Source organism: Chlamydia sp. 04-14 (assembly GCF_036632095.1).
In the GTDB taxonomy this organism is placed as follows: domain Bacteria; phylum Chlamydiota; class Chlamydiia; order Chlamydiales; family Chlamydiaceae; genus Chlamydia.
In genome coordinates this window covers 119367-144095 of record NZ_JAPYKW010000002.1, presented here as the reverse complement: position 1 = coordinate 144095, position 24729 = coordinate 119367, and the positions used below count along the sequence as shown (strand labels likewise).

The window sequence follows — 24729 nt, the reverse complement described above, 5'->3', positions numbered from 1 at the left end:
GAATAATGTTGTGTTTATAGTTATTGAAGGATGTGAAGGTTCAGGGAAAAGTTCCTTAACAGAACTTCTAAAGGATAGACTAATATCTGAGGGGAAGGCAGTTGTTGCTACTAGAGAGCCCGGAGGGTCTCTTCTAGGAGAGCAGGTTCGTAATTTAATTTTAGAGCCATCTACAACGTCAATTTCCCCTTACGCGGAATTATTTCTATTTCTTGCTGCACGCGCACAGCATATAACTGAAAAAATACTTCCAGCTTTAGAATCGGGAAAAATTGTGATTTGTGATAGATTCCATGATTCTACAATTGTCTATCAGGGAATAGCTGAGGGATTAGGTAAAGATTATGTCACAAACCTTTGTTACCATGTCATAGGAGAACAAAAGTTCCTTCCTAATCTTACATGTCTTCTAGATATTCCTCCCGACGAAGGACTAAGAAGAAAACAAAAGCAAAAGTCCTTAGATAAATTCGAGGATAAGCCTTTGGCATATCATACAAAAATTCGTGAAGGATTTTTATCTCTTGCCGAAGCACATCCTAATAGCTATCTTATTTTAGATGGGAGACAACCCATCGAAGAGTCTCTTAATAAAGTTATGACTGCTTATACAGAATTAGCGTTATGCAAATAGAAGAAAAGGTTGTTAATCAACCCTGGGAAGCTTTACTTGATAATATCAGTCAAGGAAAGATCTTTCATGCAATTTTATTGCATGGGAATTCGTTAACTGTGCTTTCTCAATATGCATACAATTTAGCGGCGCATATACTTCTTAAAGACACTCCCGAAGCACAATACAAGATTTCTCAACGCATTCATCCTGATATTCATGAATTTTTCCCTTCAGGGAAAGGAAGATTGCATTCTATAGAGATTCCTAGGGATATCAAAAAAGAGATAGGAATTCTTTCGTATGAAGCGTGTTATAAAATCTATATTATTCATGAAGTAGATCGTATGACTTTACCAGCGATCTCTGTATTTTTAAAAGTACTAGAGGATGCTCCTTCACATAGCGTCATTTTACTCACATCTACAAAGCTACAGCGCATACCTGCTACGATTCTTTCTCGTAGCTTATCTATATACATTCAAGGTGACGAGAATATAGCTCCAGATAAAGATGATCTTGAGTATCTCTTAAAATATGCCTCTGGACAGATGAAAATCACAGAAGTAGGACAAATAGTTAAAGGTAGCGCTGATACGGATAAGCAAGTTCTTAGAGATAAAGCAAAATACCTTTTAGAAATTCTTCTTAAATTATTTAGAGATCGATTTATGCTTTCTTTAAATATTAGCGCAAGCGCAATGACATACCCTAAATACGCTGAGGATATTCTTAATCTACCTATACTACCTTTAGAAAAGGTGTTGATTATTGTGGAGAAGGCTTATCAAGCTTTGGATAATTCTTCGTCAGCGACAAGTTGTATGGAATGGGTTGCCTTACAACTCGCATCACTGAAGAATCGTTTAATGCATTAACTTAAGGTACTTGTCCATAGGGGAATAGTTTCTTGCATTTTTTGTAACACAAGAGCAGGAATCTCATGCCCCCCATTAAAAGAAATAAATTCTCCCTGTAGACGTGAGGACAGGAGTTTATTTAATCTTTCACCGTGATAATAAGGTAAAATGGTGTCTTGATATCCATGACTTTGAATAAAAGGAACTTTAGCACAAAGATTCACATTATTTTCCCAGCCCTTGTCTAATAGTAAAGCCCCAGAATAAATTAAAGCTCCTCGATAGGGAATTTTAGAAGATAGCACAAGATGTGTTGTCATCATAGCACCCTGACTGAACCCACCAAGAATAACGTCATATCGAGGACGATCCAATTCTTCAATAAGATTCTCTAAAGCTATTTTAGGTTTTTCAAAATCTATATTAAATAAAGTTTGATACTGTTGTTCTGTTTCTGGAGTAATATCAGGATTCGAAATCAAACTTTGAAATAAAGGAACATCTAAAGGAAACCATGCTCTTCCACCACCAAATTCATAGGGAAGTTGTTCTATCCCATGAGGAAATATCCATGTGGGACGTACACCTTTGAAAGGACATGCTGAAGGAAAAAATGCTAAGTTATCAGCATCTGCTCCATAACCATGACAAAAAATAATAACAGGATCATCAGGATCTCCAGGACATACTATAGCGTCTAATCCAGCAAACTTACGACGAAAAAATGAATACTCCATGTATGCTCTCAAAGGTAATTTTTTGTGAAATTCTAGATCAAGTTAGTCGGATTGATTTTAGAGATCAAGGCTTTCTTATAAATCAGTAAGATATAGAAAAAATTAGAACTTTTTCTTCTATAAAGGAAGGGATTAATGTCATTTATATTAAATAACTTTAATCTGCTTTATAAAATAGAAGCCGTATTTAAAAAACTTGGATTTAGAAATATGACTATGCTAAAGTCTTTTCAGGCAAATACTAAACCAGATTTTTACTAAGTTAACTATTTGATATTTTTGCTTAAAAAGTACTGAAAGTTATTAATTCTGGAGCTTTTATGTCCGTTACTGATCCAGATTTTTATTTGCACCAAGCTGCGGATTATTTACATCGAGGAAAGGTTATAGCCTTTCCTACAGATACTGTCTATGGTTTAGCCGTAGCATTAAATGCTCTAAATGCTGAAGAGCGTATTTATTCTCTAAAACATAGAGATAGAAAGAAGTCTTTAGTTGTCTATGTAAATACACTTGAGGATATTGAAAAACTATCAGGTTATCCTCTATCTTCACAGGCTATTAAACTGGCTCATGAGTTCCTCCCAGGACCTTTAACTTTGCTCGTAGATCATAAAAATTCTAGATTTTCTCAAGAGAAATTAGGCTTTAGGATTCTTGCTCTTCCTATAATAAAGAGATTAATCGATTTATCGGGTCCTTTACTTGGAACTTCTGCAAATATTTCCAATTGTCCTCCAGCAATAGTTGCTGATGAGGTTATTGAGGATTTTCCAAATGAAGATATTTTCATTATCCCCGGTGCATGTTCCTTTGGATTAGAATCAACCGTAATATCTACAAATCCGTTAAAGATATATCGTGAGGGAATAATCTCTCGTCACGCTATTGAAGAGATTATGGGAGAAAGAATAGAACCGTGTTTAGCTTGCCACACGTTTTCTCAACATATTAAAATTTACACTGTAAGAGATGGCGAAGCCTTAAGAGAGTTTCTTGATCGCCATCCTGATTTTCAAGGTGTCATTTGTGAAGATCCTCAATCATCTAACTTTTATCCTACATTAAGAAAAGCATTGAAATCTTCGAAACCAGAAGCTGTATTTGTCTATAATCAGCAGACATCTTTATATCCCGAACTCATCTCTTATCTAGCACCTTATACTTATACCCATACCAGGTGAATTTCATGATCATAGATATGCACTGCGACCTTCTTTCTCATGAAACCCTTTCCGACCAAGATCCCTCTGTTCGCTGTTCTCCTAGCCAACTACTTTCCGGGGGAGTCAATAAACAAGTATGCGCTATATTTACTGAACATAGCGAAAGTTCTCCAAGTGCTGATAAACAAAATCAACTATTTTTCACTCTTCCAGAATCAGATAAACGTATCCAACTTATCTCGTTTGATTCCGATATTTTAGATAAAGACAGTAATAAGAACTCGCTCTCAATTATTCGCAGTATAGAAAACGCCTCTGGATTAGGTTCCGATTACCAATATCTCGGGGAACTACTCAGTAAGCTGACAGATCTATTTTCTAAGGGGCCTATTGCTTATTTAGGTATTGTCTGGAATGGAAGAAATCGTTTTGGAGGCGGTGTTTTTGACCCTTATAAACTCACTGCTGACGGCAAACGTCTATTAGAGGTTATGGAACAATTAGCTATTCCCATAGATCTCAGCCATTGTTGTGATAGGCTCGCCGATGATATTTTAGACTATACTCTAGATAAACTACCTACTATGCAGGTTCTCGCTAGTCATTCCAACTTTCGAGAAGTTCAAAATATCCCCAGGAACCTTACCTGTGCTCATGCAAAAGAAATTGCATCTAGAGGCGGGGTGATCGGCTTAAATATTGTGAATTACTTTGTAGGGTCGTCTTTAAAAGATTTGCAACAGCATATCTACCACGCTGAAAAAATAGGAATCTTGGATAGACTTGTCCTAGGAACAGACTTTTTCTATTCTGATGAAAATGAGAAGTTTTTCCCCGAATGCTCCACAGCTAAAGATCACCCGAATATCCACAGCATTCTACGCGATAGTTTACATGCAAAAGATTTGGAAAATATACTTTGGCGATCTGCTCAAGCATTTTTAAATCAAACCCTGCGTCGTCAACAAGAAAGAAGAACAATTCGTTTAGATATATAAAAAAAGCCCGAAGCATACATTTCGGGCTTTTCTTGTAAGATAGTGCTAGGGAAGATTAATCTATGAGTCTTCGTTAGCCTCTTCAGATTCATCTACATCGTTATCTTGTTGGTTTCCATCAGAAGATCGATCATTTGACGAAGCACCCTCAGAAGTAACTATTCCAGACGATGAGCCGCTTTTTGATAATTTCCTATTTTCCCACCAATTATTCAAACGACTGCGTACAGTTGGGCTACCATCACTACCGTTTAACGAAAGACTAGAACCACTTCTTCTTACCAAAGTAGGAGACGGTGCCTGTTCCACTCTAGTTAAACGTTGTTGTATTTGATCAATTGTGGATCTAGCCGCGTCTAATTGCGCTGTTTTTTCAAGTAATTGACGATTTAATTTAGTAGTTTCTGTATCAAAATCGGCAGTCAATCTCTCTATCATAACTTGTTGGTTAGTAAGAACTCTATCGAGATCCGAACTGAGGTTAGCTATACGAGAAGCTTTTTCTTGAATATCCGCAGTCAGCTCTGCAATTCTAGTTTCAAGTTGCTGTACTTTATCTCTCTGAGAAGTCAATTCAGTCTGAAGTCCTTGAATCTGCTCTTCTTTTTGCTGAATGGTAGTTTCAGCTTCTTGTAGGCGTGTCTGAAGTGCGGTATTTTCTTCTCTAGCCTGAGTCAATCCCTCTTCAGATTCCTGTAAACGTGATTGTAGATCGGCAACAGTTTGTTTCTCTGTCTCAAGTTCTCCAGAAACTTCTCCAAGCTGTCTTTGAGATTCACCCAGTTCTGTTTGTAGACGGGTAGCCTCTTCAGTTTTTTGCTCGACTAATCCCTTAACTCTCATAATCTCGCTAGCTAACACATCTTCTTCTTGATGGGATCCAGAGGGCTTTCTGAGAATGCGCATAGCTATACCAAAGGAGATCAAACTGGTGCCTAAGGCAAGAACTGTGGCTCCCAAAGCAATAGAGAACGCAGAAGGTAAACTAGCAATCGTAAGGGTTAAGAGTAGGATTCCAGATATAAATAAAATAATACCCACAGCGATAAGCGTGAGGCTAACAACCTTACGACTAACATGGGAATCCTGACAGACCCGCTTTAATACGGAAACCTTTTCTATTGCCTCTTCATGAGAGGAGGAACGTGATATAGGAGAAGTCATACTCGAAACTATTTAAAATAATAAAATCGATAAAAATTTTAACAAATAGGTTATTAATTTTCAGTAAAAAGAAAGAAAACAAGATCTTGTGATATAGAAAGATTTTAATTTTGTTTTTCAGACAAACAACAAAAAATACAAACCACAGAAATTAAAGGGTTAACATTTTTATAATAAAGTTTTAACTCTTTAAAAACTAAAGGATTATCAAGATTTCTTTGCAATTAAACACTATTACGACGCTGCGATTTTGGCCATAGATTATCAGTCCCCTCGCTGGCATCTTCAAAATCCTCATCAGATTCATCGCCATCGCTACTAATAGATGAAATTTCAGTCTGTTCATTTCCTCTTTGTGTTTCAATAGAGGGTGGAGGAGTAATAGCTAGCAAATTGCCCAAAAAGATTCCTTCTGATTCTGGAATAGTAGTAGTAGTTTTTCGTATAGTGGGTAGGAAAGAGCCTAACAATTGTGTTGTAGACGAAATAGATGAAGAAATTGTACCTAACCAAGAAGAGGTTGTGGGAGCAGGGGCGGTCACTTTCTCTAGTTCTAAACCTGAAATTCGATTTTTGTAGTGGGTAATTTGAGCATTTTTTGAAGTAATTTCAGTAATTAGATTTAAATTTCTAGCATTAGCTTCCCGAAGATTGCTCTCTAATAGATTTGAACGCGACGTTGCACTTTCTAAACCTTTTTCAAATACCGTTCTTTCTGTTTTTCTCAACTCTTGTTCATATTGCATTAAATACAGATGGGTAACTCCCTGAGCACTTAAACTAAAAGCTCGGATATCTTGAAGACCTCCGATAAACAAGGCGGCTCCTGTAATGCCTAAACCCAAACTAATTCCAGGTCGGAACCAGGTAGTTATCAAAAGCTCTGAAATAACAGCGCCGACTATGCAGCCTATGCCAATAACAATTTCGCTTAATGCGATTAATGTTCTAGTTTTTCCCATACAATGCACCCTGCCATAGGTTAGCACGTCTAACGAGGAGGGGAAGAGTATAGATAAAACGGGTTCTGTATTCTTTTCTTTTGGAATGGGTAATCCTTGATCTCTAAGAGCACTTTTTATTTCTAGATAGTTTTTTCTCCAAATAGCGTTTTGACAATAAACAACTTTGAGACAGTAGGCAATCACCGCAGAGCCAATAACAATTCCAGAAACTCCTAGAGAAATACTTAAAGCTGAAGTGAGTCCTAGAGGAAGGATTAATACGCACACCCCAACAAGAAGTAGGATAATACCTACAGCAAAGGCGCCAATAACAGCTAGAAAAGTCTGTCTCTCATTTTTAATAAAGCTTCGGTTATTCGCCAAAACAGAAATATTTCTTACTTGATTCTCTGAATTTCCAACCCGAATTTCAGCAGGAATAGCCATAAAACTAACAAAAAAAAACATTCTTAAAAGAAATATGCTACCATCTGATTATAAATCATGTAAATCTAATTTTGTTTTAAATACTCAAAGCTAGTTTGTATTATTATATAACAAAAATAATACTATTTTTTTGAATTTAAGAAATGAGAGTGGCTCCACAAGTATGTGGAGCGGCCTCTCAAATTTTGATTAATTAGAAGAAAAGCTACAAGACTGGTTCTTGTAATGAGATTGAATGACTTCAACAGCGTCTTCTGATGAATCAACTAGGTATAAGTTTTGTGGACATGTGTGAGTGTAATGTAAATTTTTCATCCACTCTACCAAAGGTCCCCAAAACTGCGTGCCTACTAGGACAACGGGATTTGGAGTCTCTTGATACCTAAAGTTATCTAAAGCGAAGAAGACCTCATCTACCGTACCTAACCCTCCGGGGAAGACGATACAACCTGAAGAATTTCCGATCATTCCCTGTAAACGGTGGGAGATATGCGAAACCTGACAATAATTTCCTTGAGGTATATGATCATTCAGGTCTTCACCCTTTAAGATGAATCCTAAAGATGTTCCTCCTGCCTGTGAGGCTCCAGCGTTAGCCGCTTCCATAATTCCAGGACCAGATCCTGTAACCACGGAATAGCCATTCTTAGCTAATAAATGACCGGTGGTTTGAGCCTTTTTATAATTTTCATCTGTAGTATAGCATCCCCCCGCTACAACTATCCATGGACCGTGATCTTGATGAAATTCAGTCGAACAGACGATCTGTTCACAATCATTAATGTGCTTAGCTTCCCATTCCTGAGAAGATACCGCTGATGTGGGAATACACATCAATAACGCAAAACAAATAAACCGCATTTTATAAAAAACTAATCTCATAAATAAACATAATATTTATATCTAAAGCTAAGCATTTTAATTATTTATAAATATAAAAGTCCATGCACAAGAAAGTGTTTTATAAACTTTACACAATTTTAATTATAAGATAGCGTGTATAAAACATTCCTATTTCAGGTGTATATTGAGTCGCGAATCAGAGGTATTTTTCGAAGATTTGTTAATTAAATAATTTAAGGATTAAAAAGTTTCTATTATGCAAATGAAATATTTTAAACAGTTGTTAAACATGAAATATGCCCTATTTTCGGCTATATTTTTATCCGCAACTACAATATTCGCTTTGACATTTCCAGAAATTTCATCAGCATTTCCTGAGAAAGGATTCACAACACTATTGATTGGAGGGTGTGCTTTTTTCTGTGCCAGAACAGTGGGGATCTTAATGAATCGGATCATCGATTACAACATAGATAAGAAAAACCCCAGAACCTCTTCTAGGGTATTACCTAGAAAGAAACTCTCATTCAACTTTGTTTCATTAGTTATGACTATAGCCTTGTTCTTCTTTGTCATTCTAAGCATGTTTTTAAATGAAGAATGTACATGGCTAGCTTTAGTATCCATTATTCTTATGGCTGTTTATGCTTATGCAAAACGTGTTACTTACTTATCTCATTGGATGTTGGGATTAATTTATTATCTGGCAATTCTTATGAATTTTTATGCCTTATCCTCAGGCCCTCTTTCTTTAAAAATGTTCACTATAGTTTCTTTGTGGGGAATAACAGCAGCGATGATCATTGCTGCTAATGATATTATCTATGCAATTCAAGATTTAGATTTTGATAGAGAAGAAAAGCTCTATAGCATCCCTGCATGTTTTGGGAAAGAAAAGGCTATTCGCATTGCCTCAGGATGTCTAATAATCAGCCTGGTTTCCTATTTAGCAATGACTTTTCTTGCATCTTTTACTAAATTAAGTCTTCTATTATCTCTTTTCCCCATCCTAGTCATTTTCAGAACCATTAAAAACTACCATAACATGGATAAAAAAAATGCCAATCTTGAGAGATGTTTTTTTAGGGGAAACGTCTACCTTGCTTTATCCTTTTTCGTAGTCATGGTAAGTTTATCACTTTCATAATGATGGATACGCATGAAACGTTATATCGTAGGTATATCTGGAGCCTCAGGAATAGTATTAGCCGTAAGGCTAATAGAAGAACTATCTAGAATGAAACATAATGTTGAGGTAATTCTATCTCCAGCAGCGATGAAAACGCTGTATTATGAACTTGAGACCTCCTCTTTACTTTCTTTAATTCCTGAAGAAAACCATCCCTACATCCATCAGCACAAGATCAAGTCTATAGAGAGTAAACTAGCTTCAGGTTCTTATCCTGTGGATGGTACAGTCATAATTCCTTGTAGCATGGCTACAATAGCAGCTCTTTCTGTAGGATTAGGGGACAACTTATTAAGAAGAGTGGCTGATGTTGCTTTAAAAGAACGTAGAAAATTGATTTTAGTTCCTAGAGAAAGTCCCTTACATGCAATTCATTTAGAAAACTTACTCAAACTATCCCAAAACGGAGCTATCATTTTTCCGCCAATGCCCATGTGGTATTTCAAACCACAAACAATCGAAGATATTACTAATGATATTGTTGGGAAAATTCTATCTCTATTAGATGTAAAAAGCGACTTGGAAAAAGTTTGGGTAAATCCCGCTTAATTAGTGCGTTTACCATTAATTACTTCATGAAGATTTTCAATCGCAATAAATGCGTGGGGATCTTCTCTATGAACGATTTCTTTAAGTTGTGAAAGCTGTAAACGTTCTACAACAATGTAAAGAACATTTCTAGGTTCTCCAGAATATCCACCCTCAGCGTGGATATAAGTAAGACCAACACCCAAATTCTCCATAAGAATATGACCTAGCTTTCTTGGAGAAGAAGTAATAATAGTGACGGACTTTGTGTCTTCAAGTCCTAGAATCACCATATCCATAACCTTCGTTGCTATGCCGTAGGTCAAGAATGACACAAATGCTGTGTGCCAATTTTGATAAACAATTCCCGCTAATGCAAAGATGAAAAAGTTCGCAAAGAGGATAACTTGACCGACAGTATAACCTCTTTTCTTATTGATGATAATGCCTAAAATCTCAGTGCCATCTGTAGATCCTCCATGACGGATAATCAACCCACAACCCACACCAATAATAGCCCCGCCAAAAACTACAGTTTCCATCTCGGATCCTTTGAAAACTATAGGATTAAAACCAAACCATAAGGGTAAGGAGTCAATAAGCCATAGGGCACAAGAAAAGATAATAACCGCAGTCATCATCTGGATTACAAAATATTTACCAATTTGTTTAAAAGCTAAGATAACAAAGGGTAAGTTAAACAATATCAAACAAAATGGAAGATACTTATGGCCAAAGAAATGAGAGGCGATAAGAGACAAGCCAACGATACCACCATCAATAAGTTCATTAGGAACTAAAACCATCTGAACTCCACAGGCAGCAAGAAACCCTCCAAGAATAAACCAACTTAAAGTCTTGGAAAAGTACAGAGGAAAGCTAAACTTCGTTAAACGAGTTCCATGGGGCATTTTCAACCTCTGATTTGAATGTTCGCGAGAGACGGGGCTTGAACCCGCAACTTCCGCCTTGACAGGGCGGTGCTCTAACCAATTGAACTACTCCCGCAAATGGACACGACAGGATTTGAACCTATGACCCCCTGTGTGTAAGACAGGTGCTCTAACCGCTGAGCTACGCATCCAAACAAGATTAGGTGCATACATTAACAGAAGAAATAGTTTAATCACAACCATTTTTACTCCAATAATGAAGAAAGCTCATTATTCTAAGTAAATACTAGAGGAGTTAATCTTATTTTCGCTCTCAACGACGTATAAAGGCTTATTTTCTGTATATGTTGGTTAGATTAGGAATGAGTTTATATATAAGAAATTAGGGCCACAGACCGGCCCTAAAAAAACAAAGATCTACGGACTATTTTCTCATCGCAATGGTATTAGCGAAATTATGAAATCCTGATTGTAGTTGTTCGAATTCTTTCAAAGAAAGAGTTGCTACAGGAGAACTTCTAACTACTAAAGGAGCCACAGAAATATAATTATCTAACATTGCTTGATATTCTTCAGAAGGAACTTCACCTATAACCACAGGACAATTAGTTAATGCAAAAATTTTAGAATCTCCATTGCAAAGTAAGAGTTTAGGAACCCCGCAAGAATATTCTTCTCCACCAGAAACAAATCGCATTCCTTTCCAAGGCTTGCTATTAGCAGGAAAGTTAACATTAAGAACTACAGGATGTGAACCAAAAGGCCTGGATAAAGCGTACAAAGATAAAGACTTTAGTATCTCTGGAACATTAGGATTATTCTCCTGAAAAGAACAGATTCTCTTCTCTTGAGAAAGCCCTATTGCAGGAATTCCATATAAAATAGCTTCCATAGCAGCCCCGGTAGTTCCAGAATAAAAAACATGCCTTCCTGCATTAGACCCGCTATTAATCCCAGACAGCACAAGATCTGGCAAAGCATCTTTAAATAGGTAGCTCAAGGCGATTTTCACACAATCAACAGGAGTCCCAGAAACAGACCAAGCGCCTGCAACAGGCTGAGGATAATCATAAGGTTGTAAAACTACAGATTCACGACAGGTGAAAGCCATGCTTTTTGCTGATTGCTCTGTAGCAGGAGCTACTATATAAATATCAGCAAAATCAGCCTTTAATAAATTGGATACTAATAGGGTCATTCCTTTTGCGGAAATACCATCGTCATTAGTTAATAAAATCTTAATTCTCTTTTTGCTTTGATCAGACTTCTCTGAGACACTCACTTCTTTTTCCTTAGAAAAAGCAGTTGTTGCAGGGAAGCACATTAATAACATGCAAAAAAGATACTGAATTCTAAAAAAATGAATTTTCATAAAAATACTTGTTTAGACTATCTAGGGCATAAAAAATAAACAGATAGAATCATAAATAGCTACGACAAAATATCTATATAATATTTAAAAAAAATTAATTTATAAGATAGTAAGGGGGATATACAAAACGCTTATGCATTTTGAAAAACGCTATTATGCACATTTCTCAAATGAAAAAGTGGGTATCTAAATAGCAATGAGAGATGTGTATTTTTTGACTAAAGAATTTATGAAGTAGATAATTAACTATTCTGAAAAGAATTTTCGATCGGAAATACCTACCCCATTTATTCGTTTTAGACATCAGATAATCTAGTGTCGACTTCAGAACCAACGAACTCTTCAAAATCTTCCTTTAGTTGTTGAAATTCCAATTCACTAGTTAAAGCTAGTGGAGAATTTCTTACTAATAAAGGAACTACTGTAATGTAGTTGTCTAAAAGAGAGCGACATTCATCAGAAATATCTTCATCTATTACTATCTGACAATCACTTAGAGAAAAACTCTTACGTTTACCATCACTACTTAAGAGTTTAGGTAAACCACAGGCAAATTCTTTACCTGTAGGAACAAGTCGCATCCCTTTCCACGCCTCATTACGTTCACTAGCAGGAAAATTAACATTAAAACCTGTAAGAATAGGAAAGGGGGTCGACAAAGCATATAATGATAGCTTTTTCAATAGTTCAGGAGCAGAATCTTCTTGAAAGAAGGAAATATGTTGTTCTTGAGAAAATGCTATTGAAGGGATGCCTGATAAAATAGCCTCCATAGCCGCACCAGCGGTTCCGGAGTAAAAGATATTTCTTCCGGCATTAGATCCATGATTGATTCCCGATAACACAAGATCGGGTAAAGAATCACGGAACAAATCACCCAATGCAAGTTTCACACAATCCACAGGACTACCAGAAACAGACCAAGCACCTGCGACAGGTTGAGGGTAATCAACACTTTCAATAGAGACGGGTTGTGTGTAGGAAAATGACATGCTTTTCCCTGATTGTTCTGTACTTGGAGCTACTATGTATAGATCCGCGAAATTAGCTTTTAGTAAGTTGGCGACTAAAAGACTCATTCCTTTCGCCGAAATACCGTCATCGTTAGTTAATAGAATCTTTAATCTTTTGTTCATAGAATTACCAAGAAAATAAATCTCACTATAAATGTTTTAGTAAGAATAATCTATAAAAATATATTTAATTAGTTTTGTTTTTTTGAGCTTTTGACAACCCGTGTTGTTCAATTGCTAAAGCAATATTATGTCGTGCTTGAGGAAAAACATCTTCTAATAACTTTAAGGCTGCCTCTGTTTTTGTTCTTAAAGAGACAACAGGACAACGACAAGTAACACGAGCAAAGCCACTTTCTTTAGCAAATTTACGTATCCATGATTCGGGAGTAAGAATTAAAGGGCGTAAAATTGTAATATCAAAATGTATCATGTCTAGAACAGGGAGCATCCCTGCAAACTCTGCTTTATGTAAAAGGTTCATTAAAGCTGTTTGCACTACATCATCTCGATGATGCCCAAAAGCTACGGCAGTAGCGCCTATTTCTTTTGCTGCTTGGAAAAGCAGCCGTCTTCTAACCTGAGAACATGAATAGCATTCCGGAGTCTCAGGATCATAAGGGGAGGTTATAGAAGTAAAGGGGACCTGGATTTTATCACAGATATTTGCTAAGTATTTCTGGCTAACTTCTGCGCCACAGGAATATTTCCCGCCAATATTAACAGCATAAAGATCAATTTCAGGAAAACCTCTTCCTGAAATAGCCTTCAGCATTAAAAGTAACGAAAGGCTATCTTTACCACCACTAAGAGCTACAACAATCTTAGTGTGATTTTCTAACATAGAATAAGTGTATAAAGCTTTGCGGACCAAACTTTCTATGCGTTTGCCGGCTTTAATCCAAGGTGGATGTAAATGCAGAATAGACATAGAAAAATAGTAAAAGGATAGAACAAAGCTTGCAATACAATCTTAGTTTATAGGAAAACTTGTAATTGGTTTTTATCCTTATCTTATTTAAACTTTCCTTTAAACGCTTCGCTTTGAAAAGGATTATATGTCAAAAAAAGTTAATAGAAATGATCCATGCCCATGCGGTTCTAATAAGAAATATAAGCAATGTTGTCTTGCTAAAGACAGTCAACCTGCTCGTTACACTTCTGAAGGCAAGTTTAAGTTTTCTGCAGAAGTACTTGCTTCGGGTGAAGAAGGAAATAGCTGCACACAATTATTCCAACGTCTTTCTGAAAGCTTAACATCTGAGCAAAAGCAAGCAATTGATAAATATCACGAAATCACCAAGAATAAAACAGCTCCTGGAAAGAAAACTGTTAAAAAGGCTCAAGCCAAGGAAGACCGTTTGGTTTCAGAGCAACTTAAGAAGCATAATTTTCAAGTTATGGAAACGAATCTCCCTACAGAGCATTCGATTGAACAGACTAATCAGGACACAAGTTTTGTTTCTGAAGACTTTATTCCCACACAAGAAGACTACCGTATATCAGAAAATACTGATTCTGACTTGGAAGAAAATAACCAATAGCGTATAAATTGATTTCCTATTGATTAATAAAGTTTTCTCTTCAAGCAATAGGTTTCCCAAGTTTTCCGCTGGAGTAGCTCAATTGGCAGAGCATTCGATTTGTAATCGAACGGTTGAGGGTTCAAGTCCTTTCTCCAGCATTTTTTGGGGGTGTCGCATAGCGGTCAATTGCATCGGACTGTAAATCCGACTCCTTACGGATACGTTGGTTCAAATCCAGCCACCCCCAAACTCTTCTTTATTCCCCCATCTTTTTTATTACCAATTTAATTATTAAAAGTTAATTTATTTTAAAATAAACAAACTAAACATATTAAAATTGACCAATATTTTATTATCTGATTTTTATTAGAAAAAATTGGAATAATAAAATAATAAATGACTACTTCTAATTCTAATGATAATAATAATGACTGCCATTTCCATGTAGATTCTACTTTGGAAGGTAATGTTGTCGCGGGAAATGTACAAACCAACGACACCAAATCCGATTCGATAGTTTCTACAAATAGCTTTTCTGTAACTGCACCAGGGAATGCTTCCTTTCAAGGAGCTATAAATGTTTCCGGTCTTACATCAGCTAACTCACTCACTATAACAAATGAATCAAGCAATGCTTCTATAGATTTGCATGGCAATAGACTCAGTAACGTAGCTCGACCTACTCATGATTCTTCACCAGTTCCAGCAAACTATATACGATCTCCAGAATATTTTTTCTGTTCACTCACTCAATTCGGAAGAATCAATGTCAATACGGCGGATCCTATTCCGATTATAGGACCTGATAGAATGGTATACCAATCACAAGATATTTTTTCTCATATACGGTTCGTTGACTACAAAAAAGGAAGCAATTCCAAGGTTACATATCCAGGGACTCGCTGGGTACAACTATTAACCAAAGGTATCTACATGATAGATTACGGAATTAATAAGCGTTGGGGTTGGGACAACGGTTGGGGAGGAGATATTTACCTAGAAGATGCCTCAGGCCTTCTTTATAGCAAAAACACTATCTATAGTGGCGGAGGTTATGCAGACCAAGGCGCTTTAAGCACATCAATACATTTCCAAAATGCCCCCTCTGACCCAAATGCTACAGTTTCTAATGGGAATAACGTAGCAAAATCTCTATTTTCTGCACGTCTTGTACAAAATACTGCGGTATTAAGCGGATTCTATTTCGGTATCATTTTTTACCCAGAGGATCATACATAACCATGAACAATAAAGATAAAAGTATCCTCAGCTCTACCCCAGCTAATCCGGATAATAAAACTGTAGAAACAGATGCAACTGGGGTAAAAGATCAAAATCTCTATTTAAACGACGCCACATTAAATATTGAAGGGAGTTTAAATATAGAAGATGAATTTAATGCTGATTCATTGACTGTACAAAAAGACGTAAATTCAAATTGTGACTTCTTCATTGGTGGAAATCTTTCAGGAAATGATAGTTGTTCATTAAAAGAAACTATTTTGAACGGGGATATCACTGTTTCGTCCAATTCTAGCACGCAGCCGCTCTTTAATAATATCTCTGATCCTGTTTCTCAACGTGATGCCATCACATTTAATTACTATAGAAAGAGTTGTGTGCAAGCCTACACTTGTTTCATAGATCATCGTGGTACATCTAATATTGATAAAGATTCCTTAGTATATTTTAAAACAGGATCTTCTAAGGATTTCGAAAATTATACCCCAATGTATCGAAACTATTTTTATGTTGATCCACAACATATTCGCATTCGAACTCCTGGCATCTATCAGGTAACTTTTGAAGTAACAAGAATGAATGGGCAACACTCTGGAAACGATGAGGTAAATTTATTCTTAAGATTAAATTCTGGAGGAGAATACCAAAATTTATGCACCGCAGATACTCGTGGACATTATAAGACAGATAGAACGTGTACCTCTCTGTACGCTATTTTCTCTATTACAGATGTATCTAGTTCTAATTCACCTTCAGTCACTGTCTTTACAGGAGGTCATATAAACAGCATGTTTTCTGCTGTAAGCGTGATTTGGTTCCCATTTCCATCAAGATTTTCTGAGGAGGATTAAAACACTATGTCAACACCTAAAACTAATATCAGCTTCCCTACATTTGTTCGTTTTAACATCTACTCTAAAGACTTATCTCAGGATAAAAAAAGTCGAGCTCTTACCGTAAGAGATGGCATAACATCAAAGAATACTACTGTCACAAATCTGACTTGCACTAATGGAAAACTTAACTGCAGTCAAGACCTGTTTGTTGGCGGAGATATGAATGTTAAAATTGGATCTAATCAAAAGATAGATTTCTATGGAAGGGTAAATCTAACAAACCACACTGTGAAATATCCTAGTGGTTATAATAATAATCAGGAATATAACCAGCAGTATGTTTCCTATGGACGCTTTAAACAAACCAAAACCTCTGTTTCTATGCGTTCATCAACTTCAGGAGGCCAGGTAAAGACAGGGGAGGTGAAAGGAGGCCCTTGGGATATTCCTTGGGATAGATTCCATACACAAACTTCTTCTATGGGAATTCCTGATTTTCAAATCAACCAAAGCAAACATGCGGAACTTACGTTTAAAGCTAGTCCATCGAATCCCAAACTCTTCCGTATCACTGTCATTATGGCAAAACATGGGGGCTGGATAGATAATGGAACAGGAGGGGAGTGTCTCTTGATGGCTGTAGTAGGTGGGCAAAAGATATTTTTACAAGGATCTACATGCTCAGGAACAAGCTACTACAGATCTAAACCTATGAAATGGGTCGCAACCACATACTTTGCCACACAAAATGGGTTCTTTTTATTAAGAAACTTAAGCTATTGGTGGCGTGTTGCTTCGTTTTCTTGGAATGTAGTTCAGCTACCTTATTTTAAATAAAATACTGAACTACAACTTTGCCCGGTAAAATTTATTCTCCGGGCACTTTTTTCACTACTCGACCAACAAGATCATAACCCACATAACCTGTAATCTCGATTAAATAACGCTCTCCGAATCCTGAAACTAAACGCGCTTCGTTAACAATAATACATGGATCAACTTCGGGAGCTTGTCCATAAAAACGTGCAGTTAATAAGAGTTCGCTATCAGGATGATAACCGTCAATAACCGCCTCGACAATCTGTCCAACAAGTTGCTTATTATGCCTCTCAACATTTTTCTTTTGTGTTTGAGAAAGAATCTTAAGTCTTTTGGATTTTATACTCTGAGGTATTTGATCTGGCATTTTTGCAGCTACAGAACCTTCTTCTTGAGAATAAGAAAAGATTCCTAAATTATCGATCCATCCTTTAGCAACAAAATCTACAAGATCTTGAAATTCTTCATCAGTCTCTCCAGGGAAACCTACAATGAATGAAGAACGAATATAAATATGTGGAATACGTGTGCGCAGCTTAGTTAATAAGTCTAAAATTTGTTCTTTAGACGTTGTTCTCAACATATTTTTCAAGACACGATTATTAATATGCTGTAGAGGAATATCCACATAGGGGAGCAGACGAGAATCACTTTCCATAAGATCAATAATCGTATCGTCAACTTCATCGGGATATAGATAGAGCATACGAATCCAATAATCCCCAGGCTCTTTGAGCATCTCCTTTAATACACTATCTAAACAAGATTTGCGGTCCGCAGAAAGATCTTTACCGTAATCACCCAAATCTTGAGCAATTAAAATAATCTCTTTCACTCCCATATTCAATAATAGACGAAATTCTTTAATAATTTGATCTAGAGGTTTACTTCTTAAACCGCCTTTAATCGTTGGAATAATACAAAAAGCACAGCGTTTACGACATCCCTCAGCTATTTTCAAATAGGCATAATGCTTGGGAGTCGATAGTTTTCTAGGTATCTCTCCCATTTCTAAATAACTTTTAGAAGATAATTTTTCTCCCGCTTCCTTAGATTCAATCGCAGATAGAATATGTTCTACATCTCCGGAGCCTAAAACATAATGTATGTAGGGAAGCCACGGTTTTAATTCCTCTTTGTGCTTAGATACCATGCAGCCAGTTAGTATAATCTTCGCGTCTTCCTTTTTTGCTTTAATTATACGTTGAAGATAATCCATGGATTCATCTCGAGCCGCTTTTAAAAAAGCACATGTATTCAAAATTAAATAGTCAGCTTCCTGAAGCATTTCTGTAGCTTCATAACCGGCTTTCAATAATATGCCGAGCATTACCTCACTATCTACAAGGTTTCTAGAACATCCCAAACTAATAAAATGAATTTTATTTTTTGAGGTTGCCTGATTAAAAAAAACCTGTTCTTTAGTTGTCATGAAAATTCTCTTCTAAATTATGGGGAAGTTTTCTTGATTCTTTTTGAAAATAAATATAGTATCATAAGCGATTTATCATTTTCTTAAAAGGATTCATCAATGGCTAGTAAGAATCGTGAAATCATTAAATTAAGAAGTTCTGAAAGTTCTGATATGTACTGGACTGTTAAAAACAAAAGAAAAACAACAGGTCGACTAGAACTCAAAAAATATGATAAAAAACTGCGTAGGCACGTAATTTTCAAAGAAGCTAAGTAAAAGATTTTATTTACCTGCTGGCTTCTATCCTAAGTTGTTGAGTAGGTCATGAAATTAGAACTTCTAATTGCTTTTAAGTATCTAATACCAAGAAAGAAAAGATTATCTTCAGCCATTGTTTCTATATTTTCAATAGGCATCATCTCTTTAGTTACTTGGTTATCCATTGTTTTTATTTCCGTAATTTATGGTTTAGAACAGCGTTGGATTCATGATCTTTCCCTGCTTCATTCCCCAATAAAAATCCTGCCCTCATCTGTATATTATGATTCTTACTACTATCAAGTAGATAGGCATGCGGATCTTTCCCAATATACAACAAAGACTATAGGAGAAAAACTCGCTTCTTCTTTTATAGATCCTTACGATCCAAATATAGATTACTCTCTTCCTGAAAATTTCCCAGTACCTGATACAAATCCAAATGGAGACTTGAAGGATCCTGTAAAAATAGCCTTCCAATCTCTCATTCCCTATCTAAATCAAAATCAAGCACAGCTTCTGGAATTTGAAGAGGGGATTGGTTATGTCCAAATGGATAGGATTATAAATCCTAGCAAATCAGAATCCCGAACATTTTCCCAATTTGTCGCTTATTCTTCAGACGAGGTTTATAAAGATAGAATACTTCCCTATGATCATACGGATTATAGCTCAGAGATTTTAAATCCTTTTAATAGTTCTGATGAAGGTTGGAAAAAAGATTTTGCGAATTTACAAAACACTTATCGGGGATCTTCTATCATTCTTCCTATTAACTATCGTGATATGGGCTATAGAGTAGGGGATAGGAGTGATCTTAGTATCTTCTCTCCAGAAACTCAGAAGGAAATTAAACATCCCGTATATGTTATTGGATTCTATAATCCTGGTTTATCTCCTATGGGCAGTAAGATCGTATTCATTGATATGAATTTAGCATCCCTAATACGCTCAGAATCTACGGGATTAGGAATGCATAACGGCCTGCATGTTTTCTTCCCTAATACCAAGCAAATAACTCCAATTAAAAATCAGATTCAAGCTATTTTAAATCAAGCCGGCGTAGATCAATATTGGGAAGTATCATCTCTTTATGATTATCAGTATTTCAAGCCTATTTTAGATCAGCTTCGTAGTGACCAGGTATTATTTTTATTGGTTTCCATTATTATTTTGATCGTTGCCTGTTCGAATGTGGTGACTATGTCCATTCTTCTAGTAAATAATAAGAAGAAAGAAATAGGGATCCTTAAAGCTATGGGAACGCCTTCACGCAGTTTAAAGATCATTTTTGGTTTTTGTGGAGCACTTTCTGGGGCAATTGGTGTCGTTTTCGGAACAACTTTTGCAATTGTAACAATGAAAAATCTCTCGCTAATTACCCGTGGATTAAGTTATCTACAAGGCAGAGAGGCTTTCAATTCCTCATTCTTCGGTCAAGGTCTACCTCAGGAAATCCATATCCCGACAATTGCTATACTAGGTTTAGGAACCTTAGTCTTAGCAGCCATTTCCGGAGCTTTGCCAGCAAGGAAAGTTGCTAAAATGCACGTTTCGGATATCTTAAAAGCGGAATAATCATGCCACCTCTTATTGAAGCGAAAAATCTTTCTAAGATCGTTCAACAAAGTAATCAAAATATTGAGATATTACGTAATGTAAGCGTCACCTTATATCCCGGAGAAGTGGTTGCTATCACAGGAGCTTCAGGAAATGGGAAAAGTACGCTCCTAAATTTGCTAGGAACATTAGATACACCGTCATCCGGGGAGCTCCTTTTTCTAGGCAAAGGGAAGGAAACTTACAATCTTCCTCAGTTTAGAAACCAGCATATTGGTTTTATATTCCAAAACTTCTATCTCTTAGAAGACGATACCGTGATCAAAAATATCTTAATGCCTGCAGGTATTGCTCGGAAAAGTATTTCTAAAGGATCTTCAGCTTATAAAAAAGCATTAGAACTCATAGAATCCGTTGGTTTATCTCATAGAATACATTCACGATGTTGCAATCTATCGGGAGGAGAAAAACAACGAGTGGCAATCGCTCGGGCGTTAATAAATGATCCATCAATTTTACTTGCAGACGAACCTTCTGGAAATTTAGACGATCAAACTTCAGAATGCATTCACAATCTTCTCTTATCTCAATCACATGATTCACGTGGAGTGCTTATTGTAACACACAATAAGCAGCTCGCACGTCAATGCCATCGTGAGGGGATTTTACAAAATGGAGAACTCATTTTTTAATATCATTCTCTTTTTGCTCCTGTAGAAAAATCTAAAGTATATCTAGGAAGACGATCTAAAATAATCTCTTCGTTTAATGGATCTATAGATGTGTGATAACGCGATTGTCTGTTAAAATATTTAAGAAGTCTATTTTCAGGATTCCTTATTTCTCCCATAAAAATAGATTCCTTTTTCAACCCTAAATTATCAAAATCTTTCCAAGTTAAAAGAGAAATCAAAGGTTCATATAGATGATGCTTTTCATCTGAAACCTCTCTAAGACAAGGAACAGCAAATTTTCGCACTCCTTGTTTATTGCCGTCAATAGCACACAGGAAATCCCAGTTTTCAAAATCTAATGATTTAATTAAACATAGCTGTTCCCAAGAAACACCGTGTGTACATAATTCCAAAAGAGAATTTTGAATTCCTTTAAAAAATCTTGTAACATCAATACCTGAATCTTCATTTTCCTCTCTTCCCAACTCTAAACATGTCTCTGATACTCTATGTTTTATTGCTTCTAATTCTTCATTTTCCCAGTCTTCATTACGAACATACAAAGAACATGTATCAAAATCTTCTTTGGATATCTTTTGAGCAATAAGATGAGTATTTTTTAAAAAAATAGTTTCTGTATTCCTACAACCTCCAGCTTTTCCTAACCAATAAGACGCTATTTCTTCACGAGATGGGTTAGCAAGCTCTCTAGGGAGTTTTGGAGATATTTCTACAAACTTCTTTAACCAATATATAGGACAGTTTCTAGTTAACACAGCATCTAAAGAAAGAAGCCTAGTTTGTTCAAGACCGTCTGTAAATTTAGAAATTCCATATTTATTTAAAGCTGTTCTTAATTTTTCAGGGAAAGCTCCTACATATTTGTGGAAAGAAATATCTCGATCTTCACCAGCTTCCTCTAAGCCGTCGAGTAATAAACGTATTTCCTGAATGGTGAGTTGCTTTTTCTGAATAAAATCAGAAAAAGTATGAGGATAGTTTTCCTTAAAGACTTCCTTAAGCCCTTCAGGCATATTCTTTCTTAAATAATTTGTTAGCATTGCGAAAATAAATAACGCGAGAGCTAAACCGCCAAAAATTCCAGCCCAGACAAACCCTATAGGAGTAGCCATAATAATTGCTGGAATAATCGCTAAAATCAAGCTAAGGGAAGAAATAACAGCCATAATAATGGCTATCGTCAAACGATCTTGAATTCGCTTATCAAACGAATAAGAAGCATGACATCGGCAATCATTTTTAAAAAGGGAATGTAAAATAATTCCTGACATAATAAACACCCTAGGACACGCAGATTCTGATAATTAAAATTATGATTGAGCTTATATGGATTAGGATTGAAAAAATCCTATAACTAGATGTCTGTAAGCACACGGATGGAAATCGAAGTGTGTTTTCTATCAGGTATTATAACAATCAAATAGTTCTACTAAAAACTTTATTGTAATGATGCTATGTTTTGCTTGTTATGACTCTGTAAATAAGATTCTTAAAAAAGACGAAAAGAATAGTCGTTGTCTTGTTCTGTAAAATAAAAAAATAAAGCTACCTTATTTAGAGTAAATAGCATTTAATAACCTAGTGAATGCAAGGGGAATGCCTCCTTACAGTTCTATAAGCACGATAAAGTGGATTTGATTTGCCTTTCAAAAAATGATCAACTTATATTAATTATCTTTTGGAAATGCGTCTCAAAATTGCTTTTGTTGCTTTTTATTTGGAAAAAAAATTGCACAAATTTATAATTCCCCCTTCTGATAAGGCGGTTATATTACTATGGAAAAAAGAAAAGACACGAAAACAACCATTGCTAAAGCATCTGATGCTCAGAATAAGTCTTGGTATGTTATCGATGCCACAGGCAAAACCTTGGGAAGGCTTTCCTCAGAGGTGGCAAAAATCTTGCGAGGCAAGCATAAAGTGACTTATACGCCTCACATAGCTATGGGCGATGGTGTTATTGTTATCAATGCTGAAAAAGTACACTTGACAGGCGCTAAGAAAGGTCAAAAAATATATCGATACTATACGGGATATATTTCAGGAATGCGTGAAGTTCCTTTCGAAAATATGTTAGCTAAAAAACCATCTTATATTATCGAGCACGCAATTAAAGGCATGATGCCCAAAACTCGCTTGGGTAAACGTCAGTTGAAATCTCTAAGAATATTAAAAGGAGATTCCTACAAGACATTTGAAGCTCAGAAGCCGATTTTATTAGATGTTTAATTTGGGGTAAGTTGTGGTAAAAAGTACAATAGAAGAATCAGTAGCTACTGGAAGAAGAAAACAAGCGGTATCTAGCGTTCGCCTTCGTCCAGGAACTGGTAAAATTGATGTAAATGGAAAAGCCTTCGATGAATATTTTCCTTTGGAAATTCAAAGAGTTACCATTCTTTCCCCGTTAATGAAAGTTCTTGGAAACATTAATGAATTTGATCTGGTTATCCGTATAAACGGTGGCGGAATTCAAGGACAAGTAATTGCAACTCGCTTAGGGTTAGCAAGAGCTTTATTAAAAAAGAACGTTGATTCAAAACAAGAATTAAAAAGTCACGGTTTTCTTACTAGAGATCCTAGAAAGAAAGAACGTAAGAAATACGGACATAAGAAAGCGCGTAAGAGCTTCCAATTCTCTAAGCGATAAAATCCGTTCTTTTATCAGAAGCAAGCGAAGATATTTTCTCATTACAATTCGCTTGCTTTTCTATTTTCAGAATCCTACAACGATTTTGAAAGTTCTTTAATTTATACCTTATCTAGAAGAATATTTTTCTTTTTTTAGGTATCCCGAAAAACACCTGTCCTTGGTAATTCAGAGTCTGAAATCTATCTTTCCTGAATTCTATATCTACTCCTAAAGAGGAATACACGATTTTACCAAGAGTCTGAGTTGCATGAATTAAACATGTCGGACTTTTTTTTAACATTACGTGAGAAATTTGTGTGTCTTGATCATTTTGAAGAAAAACAAAGCCCCCGAGAGGAAGATCTTTAAAAGACTCAACCAGGTGACAATCTTTGTATTGGTCTCTAGCATTCCTAGGAATACTTAATCCATTCGCTTGAAATAGAATATTCACAAATCCTGAACAATCTAATCCATAATTTATGAGAGAGTGATGAACACAACGACCTCCCCATACATAGGGAAGATCTAAGAAATTCTCAGATTCTTTAAGTAAAAGATCCATAGATACTGGCGCGTCATAAAAACGTACGTGATTGATATTACAAAAAGGAACTTCCTTATCAAAAGGACATCTCATTCCATTTTTAATTTCTTTAGGAAGGTTTACTTTACCCCGAGAATCAATTGATAGTGGAGAACCATAGGGTAGGGGTATATGCCACGGCTCTAAAAAGGCATTAAAAGATTTAATAACTGCATTAGGTAGAATGTGTTGAGATAAAAACGAAAATGAAGTTTTTGAAGACACCTCTTTAACTGGATAGGGGCGCCAAATATCGTGATCGCGGATCAGCTGAGAATAAGCGTAGTATGTGTTCTTATTAAAAAGTAAACGCTCTCCAAAAAGTAATTGCGTCTCTAAATCACCATTTGTAGAGAAAAGGTCTGAAACAGATGCATAAAGTTGATAGTGTTTCATC

The 24729-nt window shown here is 36.0% G+C and carries 26 protein-coding genes and 4 tRNA genes; 17 read left to right on the top strand and 13 right to left on the bottom strand.

What is annotated here, in order from left to right:
- Positions 1 to 10 precede the first annotated feature (10 nt).
- Positions 11 to 634 carry a dTMP kinase gene (tmk, locus tag O6937_RS03235; protein WP_332390232.1) on the top strand — a complete coding sequence of 208 codons (624 nt, stop codon included), beginning with the start codon at positions 11 to 13 and terminating at the stop codon, positions 632 to 634.
- Positions 625 to 1491, top strand: a complete 867-nt coding sequence (locus tag O6937_RS03230) for a DNA polymerase III subunit delta' (protein ID WP_332390231.1) — start codon at positions 625 to 627, stop codon at positions 1489 to 1491. Before tmk ends, O6937_RS03230 begins: the two co-directional genes overlap by 10 nt.
- Here the strand turns inward: O6937_RS03230 and O6937_RS03225 are convergent.
- Positions 1488 to 2210, bottom strand: coding sequence for an alpha/beta hydrolase (locus tag O6937_RS03225; RefSeq protein ID WP_332390230.1), 723 nt, complete (start codon positions 2208 to 2210; stop codon positions 1488 to 1490). The two genes, O6937_RS03230 and O6937_RS03225, sit on opposite strands and share 4 nt — an antisense overlap.
- A gap of 320 nt (positions 2211 to 2530) precedes the next feature.
- Between O6937_RS03225 and O6937_RS03220 the strand changes: the two genes are divergently transcribed.
- Complete coding sequence (locus O6937_RS03220; protein ID WP_332390229.1) at positions 2531 to 3394, top strand: L-threonylcarbamoyladenylate synthase; 864 nt, start codon at positions 2531 to 2533, stop codon at positions 3392 to 3394.
- 5 nt (positions 3395 to 3399) lie between these two features.
- On the top strand, positions 3400 to 4374 hold the full coding sequence (locus O6937_RS03215; protein ID WP_332390228.1) for a membrane dipeptidase: 975 nt from the start codon (positions 3400 to 3402) through the stop codon (positions 4372 to 4374).
- 60 nt (positions 4375 to 4434) lie between these two features.
- Here the strand turns inward: O6937_RS03215 and O6937_RS03210 are convergent, their stop codons facing one another.
- The 3 genes from O6937_RS03210 to O6937_RS03200 all read right to left on the bottom strand — a co-directional run bounded on the left by O6937_RS03210 (position 4435) and on the right by O6937_RS03200 (position 7790).
- Entirely contained in the window at positions 4435 to 5538 is a 1104-nt protein-coding gene (locus O6937_RS03210; protein ID WP_332390227.1) for a DUF308 domain-containing protein, read from the bottom strand.
- 224 nt (positions 5539 to 5762) lie between these two features.
- On the bottom strand, positions 5763 to 6929 hold the full coding sequence (locus tag O6937_RS03205; RefSeq protein WP_332390226.1) for a CPSIT_0556 family inclusion membrane protein: 1167 nt from the start codon (positions 6927 to 6929) through the stop codon (positions 5763 to 5765).
- 189 nt (positions 6930 to 7118) lie between these two features.
- Entirely contained in the window at positions 7119 to 7790 is a 672-nt protein-coding gene (locus O6937_RS03200) for an LOG family protein (protein WP_332390225.1), read from the bottom strand.
- 238 nt (positions 7791 to 8028) lie between these two features.
- Here O6937_RS03200 and O6937_RS03195 point away from each other — a divergent pair, with 238 nt between their 5' ends.
- Positions 8029 to 8919 (top strand): 4-hydroxybenzoate octaprenyltransferase, encoded by an 891-nt coding sequence (locus O6937_RS03195; RefSeq protein WP_332390224.1) that lies wholly within the window; start codon positions 8029 to 8031, stop codon positions 8917 to 8919.
- Between the two features lie 12 nt (positions 8920 to 8931).
- Positions 8932 to 9510: a flavin prenyltransferase UbiX gene (locus O6937_RS03190; protein ID WP_332390223.1), complete on the top strand. Its 579-nt coding sequence runs from the start codon at positions 8932 to 8934 to the stop codon at positions 9508 to 9510.
- On the opposite strand, the gene O6937_RS03185 is transcribed toward O6937_RS03190, so the two are convergent.
- The 6 genes from O6937_RS03185 to O6937_RS03160 all read right to left on the bottom strand — a co-directional run bounded on the left by O6937_RS03185 (position 9507) and on the right by O6937_RS03160 (position 13698).
- Positions 9507 to 10400: a YitT family protein gene (locus tag O6937_RS03185; RefSeq protein ID WP_332390222.1), complete on the bottom strand. Its 894-nt coding sequence runs from the start codon at positions 10398 to 10400 to the stop codon at positions 9507 to 9509. The two genes, O6937_RS03190 and O6937_RS03185, sit on opposite strands and share 4 nt — an antisense overlap.
- A 23-nt stretch (positions 10401 to 10423) precedes the next feature.
- Positions 10424 to 10497: transfer RNA gene (locus O6937_RS03180), tRNA-Asp, on the bottom strand.
- A 3-nt stretch (positions 10498 to 10500) separates the two neighbouring features.
- A tRNA-Val gene (locus O6937_RS03175) sits at positions 10501 to 10573 on the bottom strand.
- 233 nt (positions 10574 to 10806) lie between these two features.
- Complete coding sequence (surE, locus tag O6937_RS03170; protein WP_332390221.1) at positions 10807 to 11715, bottom strand: 5'/3'-nucleotidase SurE; 909 nt, start codon at positions 11713 to 11715, stop codon at positions 10807 to 10809.
- A 335-nt stretch (positions 11716 to 12050) separates the two neighbouring features.
- Complete coding sequence (gene surE, locus O6937_RS03165; protein WP_332390220.1) at positions 12051 to 12890, bottom strand: 5'/3'-nucleotidase SurE; 840 nt, start codon at positions 12888 to 12890, stop codon at positions 12051 to 12053.
- 64 nt (positions 12891 to 12954) lie between these two features.
- A complete protein-coding gene (locus O6937_RS03160) occupies positions 12955 to 13698 on the bottom strand; it encodes a tRNA 2-thiocytidine biosynthesis TtcA family protein (protein WP_332390219.1) in 744 nt (247 codons plus the stop codon).
- 127 nt (positions 13699 to 13825) lie between these two features.
- Here O6937_RS03160 and O6937_RS03155 point away from each other — a divergent pair, with 127 nt between their 5' ends.
- The 6 genes from O6937_RS03155 to O6937_RS03130 all read left to right on the top strand — a co-directional run bounded on the left by O6937_RS03155 (position 13826) and on the right by O6937_RS03130 (position 17208).
- On the top strand, positions 13826 to 14311 hold the full coding sequence (locus tag O6937_RS03155) for a YecA family protein (protein WP_332390218.1): 486 nt from the start codon (positions 13826 to 13828) through the stop codon (positions 14309 to 14311).
- Positions 14312 to 14378: 67 nt separating this feature from the next.
- A tRNA-Thr gene (locus O6937_RS03150) sits at positions 14379 to 14451 on the top strand.
- A gap of 6 nt (positions 14452 to 14457) precedes the next feature.
- Positions 14458 to 14540, top strand: a tRNA-Tyr gene (locus tag O6937_RS03145).
- A gap of 149 nt (positions 14541 to 14689) precedes the next feature.
- Entirely contained in the window at positions 14690 to 15532 is an 843-nt protein-coding gene (locus O6937_RS03140) for a hypothetical protein (RefSeq protein ID WP_332390217.1), read from the top strand.
- A gap of 2 nt (positions 15533 to 15534) precedes the next feature.
- Positions 15535 to 16386 carry a hypothetical protein gene (locus O6937_RS03135; RefSeq protein WP_332390216.1) on the top strand — a complete coding sequence of 284 codons (852 nt, stop codon included), beginning with the start codon at positions 15535 to 15537 and terminating at the stop codon, positions 16384 to 16386.
- A 6-nt stretch (positions 16387 to 16392) separates the two neighbouring features.
- Complete coding sequence (locus tag O6937_RS03130) at positions 16393 to 17208, top strand: hypothetical protein (RefSeq protein ID WP_332390215.1); 816 nt, start codon at positions 16393 to 16395, stop codon at positions 17206 to 17208.
- A 31-nt stretch (positions 17209 to 17239) separates the two neighbouring features.
- Here O6937_RS03130 and rimO read toward each other — a convergent pair whose 3' ends face one another.
- Positions 17240 to 18622 carry a 30S ribosomal protein S12 methylthiotransferase RimO gene (gene rimO / locus O6937_RS03125; RefSeq protein WP_332390214.1) on the bottom strand — a complete coding sequence of 461 codons (1383 nt, stop codon included), beginning with the start codon at positions 18620 to 18622 and terminating at the stop codon, positions 17240 to 17242.
- Positions 18623 to 18721: 99 nt separating this feature from the next.
- Between rimO and rpmG the strand changes: the two genes are divergently transcribed.
- From rpmG to O6937_RS03110, 3 genes are read left to right on the top strand one after another with little or no spacing between them, the layout of a single operon-like run.
- Positions 18722 to 18880, top strand: coding sequence for a 50S ribosomal protein L33 (gene rpmG, locus O6937_RS03120; protein WP_332390213.1), 159 nt, complete (start codon positions 18722 to 18724; stop codon positions 18878 to 18880).
- Between the two features lie 48 nt (positions 18881 to 18928).
- Positions 18929 to 20440 (top strand): ABC transporter permease, encoded by a 1512-nt coding sequence (locus O6937_RS03115; protein WP_332390212.1) that lies wholly within the window; start codon positions 18929 to 18931, stop codon positions 20438 to 20440.
- 2 nt (positions 20441 to 20442) lie between these two features.
- A complete protein-coding gene (locus O6937_RS03110; protein WP_332390211.1) occupies positions 20443 to 21114 on the top strand; it encodes an ABC transporter ATP-binding protein in 672 nt (223 codons plus the stop codon).
- Between the two features lie 2 nt (positions 21115 to 21116).
- Here O6937_RS03110 and O6937_RS03105 read toward each other — a convergent pair whose 3' ends face one another.
- Positions 21117 to 22388, bottom strand: a complete 1272-nt coding sequence (locus O6937_RS03105) for a DUF1389 domain-containing protein (protein WP_332390210.1) — start codon at positions 22386 to 22388, stop codon at positions 21117 to 21119.
- A gap of 505 nt (positions 22389 to 22893) precedes the next feature.
- On the opposite strand from O6937_RS03105, the gene rplM reads away from it, so the two are divergent.
- Positions 22894 to 23346, top strand: a complete 453-nt coding sequence (gene rplM / locus O6937_RS03100; RefSeq protein WP_332390209.1) for a 50S ribosomal protein L13 — start codon at positions 22894 to 22896, stop codon at positions 23344 to 23346.
- Between the two features lie 13 nt (positions 23347 to 23359).
- Entirely contained in the window at positions 23360 to 23764 is a 405-nt protein-coding gene (gene rpsI / locus O6937_RS03095; protein WP_332390208.1) for a 30S ribosomal protein S9, read from the top strand.
- 112 nt (positions 23765 to 23876) lie between these two features.
- Here the strand turns inward: rpsI and O6937_RS03090 are convergent, their stop codons facing one another.
- Positions 23877 to 24728 carry a C40 family peptidase gene (locus O6937_RS03090; RefSeq protein WP_332390207.1) on the bottom strand — a complete coding sequence of 284 codons (852 nt, stop codon included), beginning with the start codon at positions 24726 to 24728 and terminating at the stop codon, positions 23877 to 23879.
- Position 24729 lies beyond the last annotated feature (1 nt).

What these genes read in the sequence shown, in the direction of transcription:
- O6937_RS03115 (WP_332390212.1), top strand. Translation starts at nt 18,929, where the DNA reads ATGAAATTAGAACTTCTAATTGCTTTTAAGTATCTAATACCAAGAAAG.
- O6937_RS03130 (WP_332390215.1), top strand. Translation starts at nt 16,393, where the DNA reads ATGTCAACACCTAAAACTAATATCAGCTTCCCTACATTTGTTCGTTTT.
- O6937_RS03135 (WP_332390216.1), top strand. Translation starts at nt 15,535, where the DNA reads ATGAACAATAAAGATAAAAGTATCCTCAGCTCTACCCCAGCTAATCCG.
- O6937_RS03110 (WP_332390211.1), top strand. Translation starts at nt 20,443, where the DNA reads ATGCCACCTCTTATTGAAGCGAAAAATCTTTCTAAGATCGTTCAACAA.
- O6937_RS03190 (WP_332390223.1), top strand. Translation starts at nt 8,932, where the DNA reads ATGAAACGTTATATCGTAGGTATATCTGGAGCCTCAGGAATAGTATTA.
- O6937_RS03195 (WP_332390224.1), top strand. Translation starts at nt 8,029, where the DNA reads ATGCAAATGAAATATTTTAAACAGTTGTTAAACATGAAATATGCCCTA.
- surE (WP_332390220.1), bottom strand. Translation starts at nt 12,890, where the DNA reads ATGAACAAAAGATTAAAGATTCTATTAACTAACGATGACGGTATTTCG.
- O6937_RS03205 (WP_332390226.1), bottom strand. Translation starts at nt 6,929, where the DNA reads ATGGCTATTCCTGCTGAAATTCGGGTTGGAAATTCAGAGAATCAAGTA.
- O6937_RS03140 (WP_332390217.1), top strand. Translation starts at nt 14,690, where the DNA reads ATGACTACTTCTAATTCTAATGATAATAATAATGACTGCCATTTCCAT.
- O6937_RS03210 (WP_332390227.1), bottom strand. Translation starts at nt 5,538, where the DNA reads ATGACTTCTCCTATATCACGTTCCTCCTCTCATGAAGAGGCAATAGAA.
- surE (WP_332390221.1), bottom strand. Translation starts at nt 11,715, where the DNA reads ATGTTATTAATGTGCTTCCCTGCAACAACTGCTTTTTCTAAGGAAAAA.
- O6937_RS03230 (WP_332390231.1), top strand. Translation starts at nt 625, where the DNA reads ATGCAAATAGAAGAAAAGGTTGTTAATCAACCCTGGGAAGCTTTACTT.
- O6937_RS03225 (WP_332390230.1), bottom strand. Translation starts at nt 2,210, where the DNA reads ATGGAGTATTCATTTTTTCGTCGTAAGTTTGCTGGATTAGACGCTATA.
- O6937_RS03155 (WP_332390218.1), top strand. Translation starts at nt 13,826, where the DNA reads ATGTCAAAAAAAGTTAATAGAAATGATCCATGCCCATGCGGTTCTAAT.
- rpmG (WP_332390213.1), top strand. Translation starts at nt 18,722, where the DNA reads ATGGCTAGTAAGAATCGTGAAATCATTAAATTAAGAAGTTCTGAAAGT.
- O6937_RS03220 (WP_332390229.1), top strand. Translation starts at nt 2,531, where the DNA reads ATGTCCGTTACTGATCCAGATTTTTATTTGCACCAAGCTGCGGATTAT.
- O6937_RS03215 (WP_332390228.1), top strand. Translation starts at nt 3,400, where the DNA reads ATGATCATAGATATGCACTGCGACCTTCTTTCTCATGAAACCCTTTCC.
- O6937_RS03160 (WP_332390219.1), bottom strand. Translation starts at nt 13,698, where the DNA reads ATGTCTATTCTGCATTTACATCCACCTTGGATTAAAGCCGGCAAACGC.
- O6937_RS03090 (WP_332390207.1), bottom strand. Translation starts at nt 24,728, where the DNA reads ATGAAACACTATCAACTTTATGCATCTGTTTCAGACCTTTTCTCTACA.
- O6937_RS03185 (WP_332390222.1), bottom strand. Translation starts at nt 10,400, where the DNA reads ATGCCCCATGGAACTCGTTTAACGAAGTTTAGCTTTCCTCTGTACTTT.
- O6937_RS03105 (WP_332390210.1), bottom strand. Translation starts at nt 22,388, where the DNA reads ATGTCAGGAATTATTTTACATTCCCTTTTTAAAAATGATTGCCGATGT.
- rplM (WP_332390209.1), top strand. Translation starts at nt 22,894, where the DNA reads ATGGAAAAAAGAAAAGACACGAAAACAACCATTGCTAAAGCATCTGAT.
- rimO (WP_332390214.1), bottom strand. Translation starts at nt 18,622, where the DNA reads ATGACAACTAAAGAACAGGTTTTTTTTAATCAGGCAACCTCAAAAAAT.
- O6937_RS03200 (WP_332390225.1), bottom strand. Translation starts at nt 7,790, where the DNA reads ATGCGGTTTATTTGTTTTGCGTTATTGATGTGTATTCCCACATCAGCG.